The 11,262-nt window shown below is 65.0% G+C and carries 9 protein-coding genes; 4 read left to right on the top strand and 5 right to left on the bottom strand.

What is annotated here, in order from left to right; translation table 11 throughout:
• Window positions 1–192 precede the first annotated feature (192 nt).
• Entirely contained in the window at window positions 193–426 is a 234-nt protein-coding gene (locus tag AC1RUR_RS04840) for a hypothetical protein (RefSeq protein ID WP_492841877.1), read from the bottom strand.
• Window positions 427–884: 458 nt separating this feature from the next.
• Here AC1RUR_RS04840 and AC1RUR_RS04835 point away from each other — a divergent pair, with 458 nt between their 5' ends.
• Complete coding sequence (locus AC1RUR_RS04835; protein ID WP_492841875.1) at window positions 885–1,382, top strand: hypothetical protein; 498 nt, start codon at window positions 885–887, stop codon at window positions 1,380–1,382.
• Window positions 1,383–1,522: 140 nt separating this feature from the next.
• Complete coding sequence (locus tag AC1RUR_RS04830) at window positions 1,523–1,852, top strand: hypothetical protein (protein ID WP_492841873.1); 330 nt, start codon at window positions 1,523–1,525, stop codon at window positions 1,850–1,852.
• A gap of 28 nt (window positions 1,853–1,880) precedes the next feature.
• Here AC1RUR_RS04830 and AC1RUR_RS04825 read toward each other — a convergent pair whose 3' ends face one another.
• The 4 genes from AC1RUR_RS04825 to AC1RUR_RS04810 all read right to left on the bottom strand — a co-directional run bounded on the left by AC1RUR_RS04825 (window position 1,881) and on the right by AC1RUR_RS04810 (window position 8,363).
• Window positions 1,881–4,244, bottom strand: a complete 2,364-nt coding sequence (locus AC1RUR_RS04825) for an efflux RND transporter permease subunit (RefSeq protein WP_492841871.1) — start codon at window positions 4,242–4,244, stop codon at window positions 1,881–1,883.
• Window positions 4,245–4,449: 205 nt separating this feature from the next.
• Window positions 4,450–5,235, bottom strand: coding sequence for an ethanolamine ammonia-lyase subunit EutC (gene eutC, locus AC1RUR_RS04820; RefSeq protein WP_492841869.1), 786 nt, complete (start codon window positions 5,233–5,235; stop codon window positions 4,450–4,452).
• A 6-nt stretch (window positions 5,236–5,241) separates the two neighbouring features.
• Window positions 5,242–6,828: a B12-binding domain-containing radical SAM protein gene (locus AC1RUR_RS04815; RefSeq protein ID WP_492841867.1), complete on the bottom strand. Its 1,587-nt coding sequence runs from the start codon at window positions 6,826–6,828 to the stop codon at window positions 5,242–5,244.
• Window positions 6,829–6,980: 152 nt separating this feature from the next.
• Window positions 6,981–8,363 carry an ethanolamine ammonia-lyase subunit EutB gene (locus AC1RUR_RS04810; protein ID WP_492841865.1) on the bottom strand — a complete coding sequence of 461 codons (1,383 nt, stop codon included), beginning with the start codon at window positions 8,361–8,363 and terminating at the stop codon, window positions 6,981–6,983.
• Between the two features lie 326 nt (window positions 8,364–8,689).
• Here AC1RUR_RS04810 and AC1RUR_RS04805 point away from each other — a divergent pair, with 326 nt between their 5' ends.
• Window positions 8,690–10,420, top strand: a complete 1,731-nt coding sequence (locus tag AC1RUR_RS04805) for a methyl-accepting chemotaxis protein (protein WP_492841863.1) — start codon at window positions 8,690–8,692, stop codon at window positions 10,418–10,420.
• Window positions 10,421–10,729: 309 nt separating this feature from the next.
• Window positions 10,730–11,245, top strand: a complete 516-nt coding sequence (locus AC1RUR_RS04800) for a GNAT family N-acetyltransferase (protein WP_492841861.1) — start codon at window positions 10,730–10,732, stop codon at window positions 11,243–11,245.
• Window positions 11,246–11,262 lie beyond the last annotated feature (17 nt).

Genomic DNA, 11,262 nt, shown 5'->3' with positions numbered 1-11,262 from the left:
CGAGGGCTGGTTTACTATCGTTTGGACAGGAAGGGCTTTTTCGCTCGCGCGGGCTCATGCCGGCGATGCCGCCGCGGCCCCCATATAGGGGAATACGGCAGCAAAACCAATCCTGTCTGTCGATGGCTGCCCTGTGCGGATCGGCCCCGAAAAGGCGGCCCCGGGGCCGCCCTTGTGGGCCAGTGGCCGAGCTTACTGGTTGTGGTTCTTCAGGACCTGGTCGCAGGCCTGCGAGATCTTGGCCCGGTTCTCCTTCAGGCAGGCCAGGATCGTGAAATCGCCCTGATCGATGACCGGACGGCAGAACTTCTGCACGTCGCGCGTGCAGGCCTTCTGCTCGGCGTCCGTGCCGCGCCCTGACTGGGCAAATGCCGCGGTCGAAAGGGATGCCGACAGCAGGGTGAGAGCGACGAGAAGCTTACGCATTGTATTCCTTCATTCTGACGGCAGAATCGCACCGGTCCCGGGCAGCACAGGGTGGACGACCGGAACGGATTGTTCTGATGGCAAGTCGCCGCGGAACGCGCGGCCTCGGAGAAGGCACAAGCACTGGCAAATGCGGCCAAATTGGCGCCACGCCCACCAAATCAGGTCTTCCCTGTGCCCTCATTGGCAGATGTAAGAGGTTGATACTACGTCATAATTCAGGCACCTCGCATTTTACTGCATGGCTGTTGCAGAGCTGCATCTCTCCGCCCCGCCATTTCCGCCGGAAACATGCTGAAACACAGGAAATCGCCAGCTCCAGGCCTGGCGCGGGCGCCTCGTGAACCGCCATCCCTGGCGATCAGGTGTTGAACCTGACACAGGCTCGCAACACTAAACCTTCGATGTGGCGAGACGTTCTTCCTCAGCGAACGTCGTTCGAAAACGGGATATTCAAAATGCAATTCTTTGGGCGATCTGGACAGGCGATCAAGGCGGCCGGTATTGGGGCCGCGCTGCTCTTCTCGGTTTCGGCAAGCCACGCTCAGTCGTCCGGACCGTTTGCTGGCTTCGACGGCGCGTGGACCGGCACCGGCACGGTGTCGCTGTCCGACGGTTCCACCGAGCGCATCCGCTGCAAGGCGGACTACAAGGTCGCCGGCAGCGGCCTCAACCTCAAGCAGGCGCTGCACTGCGCCTCCGACAGCTACAAGTTCGATCTCACCAGCGATGTGACGAGCCAGGGCGACCGCATCTCCGGCAACTGGAGCGAGGCGAGCCGCAACATCTTCGGCAATCTCCAGGGCACCGCCGGCGGCGGCCAGATCGACGTGTTCGTCGAGGCCAACGGCTTTGCCGCCAATCTGTCGCTGCGCACCAACGGCACCAAGCAGACGGTGCAGATCTCTTCCAAGGGCGAGATCCGCGGCGTCAACATCACGATGACGAAGGGCTGAGGCCCTTCCCAACGGATGAGGAACACGCCTCCGGTTCTCGCGAGCCGGGGGCTTTTTGCTGACATTGTTGCGGACATGGGCCCAATTCGCAGACATCTGCTCAAGGCCCGAAGGCGTGGTCCGCGGCAAACGAGGCCGCCGTGATCAACCGCAAATCGGTGCTCTGCGTGCGGAGCCCGCCGATAGAGCAGCAGAAAGCGCCCGCCTGTTCGGCCGCCGCCTTGTTGATCGTGGACGAGATGTTCGACGCGGGCGCCATCGCCGCGAAAGGCGAAAGCGCCGGCATTGCCCACAGCGTGGCGCGGTGGCGCAGTCTCGCCGATCAGGCGCGCAAGGGCTCAATGACCAGCCAGGGCCTGAGGATGCCCCCCGCCGTCACCAGAGCGTGTCGTTTTGCGTTCGCCAAGCGCCCGCTCGCCGGCGATCGCTATTACGAAACGGTCGGCCATCACCTCATCGGCCTGCCGTAAGCGCAGGGCAGCATCCGCCCCCCCACGCTCAGATCGCCGGCTTGTCGCCCTGAAGCCTGGCGTGCAGATTGATCAGCCACATCGCCGTCGGCCGCAGGATGAAGAGGTCGGCGACGAGGGCCATCACCATCGAGAAGGCGCTGAGCCAGCCGAACAACCGCAGCGACGGCAGGTCGGAGAACACGGTGACGACGAGGCCGCAGGCCAGCACCACCGTGGTCAGGATCAGTGCAGGGCCAACCAGCACGGTCGCCCGCTCCACCGCGAGCGCCGAGCCGACGCCCGGCCTGCTCTCCAGCCTGAGGCGATTGAGGAAGTGGATGGTGGCGCTGAGGCCGAGGCCGAACGAGACGGTGAGCGCGACGACGCTGGCGAATTGCAGCCCCTCGCCCATCGCCCACAGCACCGTTCCCGACATCACCACCGGGAAGATGCCCGGCAGGATGCAGGCAAACATCACCACCCAGGAGCGGAAGGCCAGGCCGATGAAGATCGCGACCAGCGCGAATTCGACGGTGAGTCCGCGATTCAGCTTCTCGATCATGCTGGCCGAGTTGCGCGCGGCGATCGCAGCGAGCCCGGTCACCGCCACCTCGTAGCCGGGATGCTTCTTGCGGACGGCGTCGAGCTCGGAATCCAGCTTGTCGACGATCGGCAGGAGCTGGCTGGAATCCTTGTCCGGCACGCGTCCGGCGACCACGACCGCATCCTGCTCGGCGTCGATGAAGCGCCGCACCAGATGCTCGGGAATGACGCTCACATATTCCTTCAGCGTCGCGACGTCGGCGCTGCCGGCCTTTTCCGCGAGCCAGCGGCGCAGGGTCTCGAGCGACCAGACGTTGCCGACGCCGGCCGCCTTCTCCACGGTCGCGTGCACGTCGGCGATCGTCTGCAGCGTCTCCGGCGAATAGAGCGTTTCACCCTTGGGGAACTGGATCAGCACGTTGACTGGGTTGGCGCCGGTGAGCTTGGCGTCGAGCCGGTCGCTGGCGGCAACGGCCTGACGCTTGTCCGGCACCTGGTCGGCGAGCCGGTAGCGCGGCTCCAGATTGGCGTAGATGACGCCGAGGCAGCCGACGAACAGCACCGCGATCAGGCTGAACAGGCCGGGCCGGCCCACCATGCGCACCGCGATCCAGTAGCAGAAATTGCGCAGCGCCTGGACGCCGGCATCGGCGCCCTGGAACTTGACCGCGAAGACCTTCTCGTTGCGCACGAACAGCACGCCGAACACCGGCACCAGCGACAGCACCGCGACCAGCGCGATGATGGTGGCGGCAAGGCCCGCCTCGCCGAACTTGCGGATCAGGTCGGAGTCGGAGAACTGGAGGGCGATGAAGGAAATGCCGGCGGTGCCGTGCGTCAGCACGCAGGCCGGCCCCACCACCAGCACCGCGTTCTTGAACGCGGTGAACTTGTCCTGGCCTGCGATCAGCCGGTCGCGCGCGGCGAAGGTCAGCTGCATCGAGTCCGAGAAGCTGATGACCATGATGAGCGGCGTCATCACGTTCAGAAACATGTTGAGATTGAAGTTCGCCCAGCCGAGCGCGCCGAGCGCCAGCAGGATCGCGATCATCGGCGGAAACGCCGCCGCGATCATGAACGATATCTTGCGGAAGAAGATGATGGCGATCACACAGCCGGCGAGAATGCCGAGGATGTTGTAGGTGAGCCCGTCGCGCTCGACCGCGTTGCGGATCTCGAGCTGCATCACCGGCACGCCGGAAAGCTGCACGTTGAGCCCGGTGTCGCCGAGATCCTCCTTCATCAGCGCGCGGATGTCGGCGACGGTCTTGGTCAGCTTGCTGGAGGCGACCACCTCCGGATCGAGCGACAGCACGATCAGCGCCAGCGTGCCGTCCTCCGACAACAGCTTGCCGCGGATGATCTCGTTGTTCTTGACGGTCTCGATGAACTTGTCATAGGCCGCGCCCTCGGGCAGCTCACCCGGGAACAACGCCGCCGGCAGCTTGCCCGGCGCAGGCGCCTGGCGCGCCGAGAACAGCGAGACCAGGCCGCGGGTGCCGTCGACCAGCTGCAAGTCGGTGACGAAGTCGCGCAGCTTCTCGAGGTTATTCCGCGCCAGCAAGGTCTTGCCCTCGACCACGACGAGGACGTCGAACTCCTCGGCCGGGAACTTCTTCGTCACCTCTTCATACTGGCGGAATTCGCGGGTGTCGGAGCGGAAGAGCTGCGACAGCGAATCGTCGATCTTGATCCGGTGAATGCCGAACACGGCAGCGACGATCAGCACGACCAGGACGATGCAGGAGACGATCGGCGCCCGGACGGCGATCAGCCCGAGACGCTCCAGCCCGAAGGCGATGGAGGACGCGGGTCCCTGCTCCACCTTCTCGACATGAACCTCACTCTCGCTGTGCTTTTCGAGCATGCCTTGTCCAGTTCCTAAATCGGCTCGGTCTGTGAGCTTATCGCGCCCAGTGAACGGCTTGAAAATGCCATACCAATGGGAGGCTTGCCCTTTGAAAATGCGCGGAAAATCGCCGCGAGGGGTTTAGCAGGTCAACAACCCTTTTCGCAAGCAGGCGAAGGGCGGCCAAACCGATCAAGATGCGGCGATTTTGCCGGAATGGCCATCATTCGGGCAAAGCCGTGCCAATTCGACGCGGCGCCCGATCCGCGCTCTCGTCTTTCAGCGCGATGCCGGTGACCTGCCTTGCCAGTCCCTCGCGGAGGAGCCAGGCGATCTTGAAGGCGGCCTCGTCATAGCTCAACCCGGCGTGGTGGATGTTCGACACGCAGTTGCGCTCGGCATCGGTGCGCCCCGGCTTCGGCGCGAAGGTCAGATAGGCTCCGAGACTGTCGGGCGCGGACAGGCCCGGCCGCTCGCCGATCAGCGTCACCACCATGCGCGCGCCGAGAATGGCGCCGATCTCGTCGCCCAGCGCGACGCGCGCGCCTGAGGCGACGACGACATGGCCAAGCGCGACAGCATCGCCTTCCGCGAGCAAAGGCAGCAGGCGCGTCACCAGCGCCACCGCATGGGCATGAACCGCCGCCGCCGACAGGCCGTCGCCGATCACCACCGCAAGCTGGCATGTCCCGGTGGCGCCTCGCGCGAGAGCTTCGGTGGACCCTGCATCGAGCTGTCGTCCGAGATCCGGCCGGCGCAGATAGTCCCTGCGGTCGAGCGCCCGGCTCCTCGCCTCTGTCACGACGAGGCCGAGCGCGCCGAGATCCGCGACCAGTCGCGGCGCATCGAACAGCGCATGCACGGCATCGCGGGCGCGGGCATGGTCCAGCGTGAAGTCGAGCAGCGCTTTCGTCGGCACGCTTGCACCGCTGCGGCCGAGCGCAACGCGCGCGGGCGTGAACGACCGCAGATCGAGGATCGGGCGGCGCGGGACGGCCGGATCAGACATGTCGCGTCATTCGGCCGGAACGGCGGCCTCGCGCAGGCGGATCGAGTAGTTCGAGGCGTTCTGCTTGCCGCTGGAGGCCGCGCGCGCAAAGGTGATCAGATGGTGCGCGATCAGGGTGCAGCCGATCAGGCCCTCGACGTCGCCGCGCTTGATGCGTCCCAGCGCGAATTTCCAGAACACGCGCTTGTAGTCGCCGAGCACACCGACCTTCCAGAAGATGTTGCGCAGCATGACGAGACCGCGCCTGATGTTGGGCCAGGTCTTCATCTCGTCCGGCACCGGCATCTTGAGACGGTGAGGATAAACGTGATCGCATTGATACTGGAAGCGCGCGAACACCTTCTCCGGCTCGTAGGCGACGCCCATGGCGTGCTTCCAGGACGCGACGACGTCGTCATAGGGCAGCAGGAAGTCGACGTTGGAATCGCGCCCCTCGTCCTCGATCAGGCGTCCTTCCCGCTCCAGCCGGTCCCACAACGGCGTCTTCGGCAGCGCCTGGAGCAGGTTGATGGTCAATAGCGGTATGCGCGATTCCTCGACGAAGGCAAGCAGCGCCTCGGCGGTGTTCGGCTGGTCGGTGTCGAGCCCCATGATGATGCCGGAGACCACCTCCATGCCGTAGGAATTGATGGTGTGAACGCCCTCCAGGATCGGGACCATCATGTTGTGGTCCTTCTGCATCGCCTTCAGCGCGTCGGGATCGGGCGTCTCGATGCCGCAGAAGATGGTGATGAAATAGGCCTCGCGCATCTTCTCCAGGATCTCGGGGCGCTTGGCGATGTTGAGCGTCGCCTCGCAGGCGAGCCGCACCACGTAGCCGGTCCGCTTCTGCCATTCGATCAGATGCGGCAACAGGTCCAGCGCCGCCTTGCGGTTGCCGATGAAATTGTCGTCGACGAAGTAGACCGTGTCGGTCATGCCGCATTCGCGCAGGCGGTCGAGCTCGGCGATGATCTGCTGCGGCGACTTGATGCGCGGATTACGGCCGTAGAGGCCGGGGATGTCGCAGAACTCGCACTGATAGGGACAGCCGCTGGAATACTGGATGCTGCCGAGGAAGTATCTCTTCACGTCGGCAAGCTCGTAGGCCGGGATCGGGAATTCCGTCATCGGCACGCGGTCCTTGGTGGTGAGGACCACCTGCTCGTCGGGACGCGAGGTGTCGCGCGACAGAATCTCGATCAGCTGGTTGGTGGCGTCGCCGAGCTCGCCGACGTGGAGATAGTCGAACGACGGATAGTAGTCCGGGCAGGCGCTGACGGAGGGACCGCCGAGCGCGACCGGCAGATCGAATTCATGGGCGCGGCGGCAGATGTCGTTCATCTGCTGGCGCTGGATGTGCATGCCGCTGACGAACACCGCCTCCGCCCACTCGAACTCGTCCTTCGTCGTGCGGCGCAGGTTCTCGTCGACGAATTTGACCTGCCACTCCGCGGGCAGATAGGCCGCGAGCAGCAAGAGCCCCTGCGGCGGCATGAAGGCGCGAACGCCGTCGGTCAGCGGATAGGAATGCTCGAACGTACCGAACGACGATGTGTAACGCGGAAACACGCAAAGAATCCGCCGCGACGTACCGTTGCTTTCAGCTCGCATCAAAGTTCCCCCGCCACGCTCGACCTGGTTGCGGAAATTGCCAGCCAGACACATAGCGTAATGCTGTCGCCGGAATTTCTCAATATTGCGGCGTGAGCATAATTCCGAGAGCGGCCAATGGTTTCCTGGGGTAGGTCGGCGCCCCCCTCACCTCACGCGATCAGCCGGGAGGCAAAATCGGGCAGCAGGCCTGCATCGCCGGCAAGGCGGAAATCGGCGCCCACGATACCGGATTGCGTCAGCCAGTCGTCGAATTCCGGCGCACGGCGCAAGCCGAAGACGTCACGGACATAGAGCGCGTCGTGAAAAGACGTCGACTGGTAGTTCAGCATGACGTCGTCGGCGCCCGGCACCCCCATGATGAAGGTGACGCCGGCCGCAGCCAGCAGCGTCAGGAGATTATCCATGTCGTCCTGGTCCGCCTCGGCGTGGTTGGTATAGCAGATGTCGATCCCGAGCGGCAGGCCGAGCAACTTGCCGCAAAAGTGATCTTCCAGCCCCGCCCGGATGATTTCCTTGCCGTCGTAGAGATATTCCGGGCCGATGAAGCCGACCACGCTGTTGACCAGGAGCGGGGCATAGGCACGCGCGACCGCATAGGCGCGGGCCTCGCAGGTCTGCTGGTCGACGCCGTGATGGGCATTGGCCGACAGCGCCGAGCCCTGCCCGGTCTCGAAATACATCACGTTCTGGCCAACCGTGCCGCGCCGCTGCGCCAGCCCGGCCTCCTGCGCTTCCCGGAGCAAGGCGAGGTCGATGCCGAAGCTGCGATTGGCCGCCTCGGTGCCGGCGACCGACTGGAAGACGAGGTCGACCGGCACGCCCTGCCCGATCAGCGACAGCGTCGTCGTGACATGGGTGAGCACGCAGCCTTGCGTCGGGATCTGCAGCCGCGCGATGATCTCGTCGAGCAGCCGCAGCAATTGGGCGATCACGGCCGGATCGTCGCTCGCCGGGTTGATGCCGATGCAGGCATCGCCGGCGCCGAGCAGGATGCCGTCGAGGATCGAGGCGGTAATGCCCCTGGCATCGTCAAACGGATGGTTGGGCTGAAGCCGCGTGCTCATCCGCCCCTTCAGCCCGATCGTGTTGCGGAAGGCGGTAGTCACCTCGCATTTCCGCGCCGCCAGGATCAAGTCCTGGTTGCGCATCAGTTTCGAGACCGCGGCCGCCATTTCCGGCGTGATGCCGGGGGCGAGCTTGCGCAGGATCTCGGGCGTCGCGGCGTCCGACAGCAGCCAGTCGCGGAAGGCGCCAACCGTCAGCGAAGCCACCGGGGCAAACGCCTTGGCGTCGTGGCTGTCGATGACGAGACGGGTGACCTCGTCGGTCTCGTAGGGGATGACGGCTTCCTGCAGGAACTGTCCGAGCGGGACATCCGCCAGCGCCATCCGCGCCGCGATCATCTGCTCGGCGCTGCCTGCGGCAAGTCCGGCCAACCGGTCGCCGGAGCGCGGCGGCGTCGCCTTGGCGAGCAGGTCGCGCAGATCCGGGAAGGCATAGGTCGTGGTGTCGATGGTGTGGCGGTAGACCAAGGTCCCCTCCGGGGTTCGTCGGCCAAAGGCCGACTCCAGATCGATCTGGAAGGCGGCCCTGGCATCAGGGCATATGCGCCTGGCGGCTCATGTGCACGCCGATGTTTCGGGCAAGCCGCGCGGGTCCCCCCCCCCCGGGGCGATCTGCCGGAAACCGATAGGGCCATTCCAAATCACTGAGAAATCTCACATTTCCTTCGGGCCGGAGCAAGCGCCGCGGCGCGGCGTGTTAACGCCACATCCATCTTCGTTCCGCATAGTTTTGCATAGATTCCATATGACCGCGCTCACCGGCCGCTTCAGGCCATTCCGGGCCCCTGAACACCATGACATCAGACCAATCTGGGAATGCCGCCGGCCTGACCGGCCGCTTCACGCTTGCCGCCAAGCTCTATGCGATCTTCGCGCTGTTCGCATTGCTCACGGCTGCGATCGCGATGCTGTCCGACTACAACAGCCGCCGCAGCGCCGACCTGACCAGCGCGATCGAGACGGCCAATGCCGCCGCGCTGAACGTCGAGCGCGTCAACTCGCTGGTCTATGCGGTGGTGATGGAATCGCGCGGCGTCTACATGTCGACGGAGCCTGCCGTCGTGAAGAAGTACGGCGAGGGCCTGCTCAAGTTCAACGCACAGATCCTGGGGGTCGTGAAAGGCTGGGAGGCCATCGTCAGGGCCGACGACGCCGAGCAGTTCGCAACCTTCAAGAAGCGCATCGAGCAGTTCGTCGACTTCCGCAAGGAGCTGGTCCGCCGCGGTATCGAGATCAATGCGGCCGCGGGCCGTGAATGGGGCGACAACGACGCCAACCGCGCCGTGCGCTCGGCGCTGAACAAGGATCTCGAGGCGCTGTCCAAGGTCTATGCCGAGCGCGCCAAGCAGATCGCGCAGCAGACCGAGACCAACCGCACCCTGTCCTTCGTCCTGACCTGCCTCGGCGGCGTGGCGCTGGCGCTCGTCGTGATCGGCATCGTCATCATCGCCCGCTCGATCGCCCGGCCGCTGGCGTCCATCACCGCGACGATCAAGCAGGTCGCCGACGGCGCCGAGAACGTCGTGGTGCCGTACAGCCACCGCGCCGACGAGATCGGCGGGCTGGCCCGCGCGATCCAGATCTTCCAGGACGCGATGGGGCGCAACCGCAACCTCGCCTCGCAGGTCTCTCAGGACTCCGCCGCGCGCGAGCAGCGCGCCCGCCATATCGAGCAATCGGTCGAGGAGTTCCGCGACGCGATCGGCGCGATCATGCGCGGCCTCAGCGACAACGCCTCGGTCATGCGGGAGACCGCGCAGACCATCACGCGCGTCACCGCGGACGCGAGCAATCGCGCCGGCATGGCGGCAAACGCCAGCGAGCAGGCCTCGCACAACGTCACGGCGGTCGCGGGCGCGGCCGAGGAGCTGTCGGCCTCCGTCGAGGAGATCGGCCGGCAGGTGCGGCAGAGCGCCGGCGCGGTCGAGCAGACCGGGCAGCGCACCGAGAAATCGATCTCCGAGATCGAGAGCCTCGCGGCGGCCACCCAGCGCATCGACGGCGTGCTCAACCTGATCCAGGCGATCGCCGAACAGACCAACCTGCTCGCGCTCAACGCCACCATCGAGGCCGCGCGCGCCGGCGATGCCGGCCGCGGCTTCGCCGTCGTCGCGCATGAAGTGAAGGCGCTCGCCGGCCAGACCGCCAAGGCGACCGCCGAGATCGGCGAGAACGTCTCCATGATCCAGGTCTCCACCCGCAACGCGGTCGACGCCGTGCGCGAGATCGGCGGCGCGGTACGCGAGATCAACGAGGTCACCTCGGCGATTGCCGGCGCCGTCGGCCAGCAGGACCAGGCCACGCGCGAGATCTCCTCCAACGCGCAATCGGCGGCCCAGGGCAACGAGACGCTGGTCGCCAACATCACCTCGCTGCGCGACGCCATCGGCGAGACCGATACGGCGGCATCCTCCGTGCTGACGGCCGCGAGCAGCCTGACCGCGACGGCGGAGACGCTGTCGCGCGAGGTGGAGAAGTTCTTCCAGAACCTGCGGTCGGATGCCCGCACGGCCAGGGCGGGATAGCCGCACGTTCGCCGCCGTGAAGCCGGCGGCGGGCAGCGCTCCAACCAGGAACGCGAAAACAACCCCATGCACAGTAGGCGGGGGCAGTGTTTTCAATGGCTTGGCCGGCAGCCACGGAAAATTACGGATTTTACGAATCCAATTTGACCTGTCGGGCAAAACACTGGCATGATGCCACCATGGCGATGGCGCGCCGCTCGGGACCTGCTCTCGCGGGCTGCCACGCGACGACATTGCCAGGCGGCCGCGATCTATTTATTTTCGAAGTGCTATTCATGAAGCCGGCCCGCCAATCACAGGGGCTGCCCAGTGGCCATCACCGTTCGACCGATGACTCTGCAGGAAACTGCACTGATCATCGAGTATTTCCACACAGCGACGCCAGAGCACTTGGAAATGCTCGGGGTCGATCCAACACGACTGCCACCGGCACCACAATGGCAGCGACTCTACGAGCAAATGTTCGACCGGCCTGTCGAGCAGAGAAACGGCTTTTTGGTAAGCTGGCTCTCCGACGATAAGTTCCTGGGGTTCTCGACCGCCGACAAGATCCGCATTGGCCAGCAGGCAAACATGCATTTGCACATCACGGATCCCTCGCAGCGCAAGCAGGGGATTGGCGTAGAGTGTGTCCGGAAAACCGTCGAGCTCTATTTCCAGGTTCTGGCGTTGAAGCAACTCTTCTGTGAGCCCAATGCGTTCAATGTGGCTCCGAACCGCACGCTTCAAAAGGCGGGCTTCACCTACGTCAAGACGCACATGACCGTTCCGGGCCCTCTCAACTTCCACCAGGCGGTCAACCGTTGGATGATCGATCGAAGTTGATGGATGTTGCACGAGCC

The sequence above is a fragment of the Bradyrhizobium sp. GW821-FHT12B03 genome, assembly GCF_058807535.1.
This window is presented reverse-complemented; position numbering and strand designations above follow the sequence as displayed.

Excerpts from the sequence above, each read along its gene's own strand:
- AC1RUR_RS04825 (WP_492841871.1), bottom strand. The coding sequence starts at position 4,244 with ATGCTCGAAAAGCACAGCGAGAGTGAGGTTCATGTCGAGAAGGTGGAG.
- eutC (WP_492841869.1), bottom strand. The coding sequence starts at position 5,235 with ATGTCTGATCCGGCCGTCCCGCGCCGCCCGATCCTCGATCTGCGGTCG.
- AC1RUR_RS04805 (WP_492841863.1), top strand. The coding sequence starts at position 8,690 with ATGACATCAGACCAATCTGGGAATGCCGCCGGCCTGACCGGCCGCTTC.
- AC1RUR_RS04815 (WP_492841867.1), bottom strand. The coding sequence starts at position 6,828 with ATGCGAGCTGAAAGCAACGGTACGTCGCGGCGGATTCTTTGCGTGTTT.
- AC1RUR_RS04835 (WP_492841875.1), top strand. The coding sequence starts at position 885 with ATGCAATTCTTTGGGCGATCTGGACAGGCGATCAAGGCGGCCGGTATT.
- AC1RUR_RS04840 (WP_492841877.1), bottom strand. The coding sequence starts at position 426 with ATGCGTAAGCTTCTCGTCGCTCTCACCCTGCTGTCGGCATCCCTTTCG.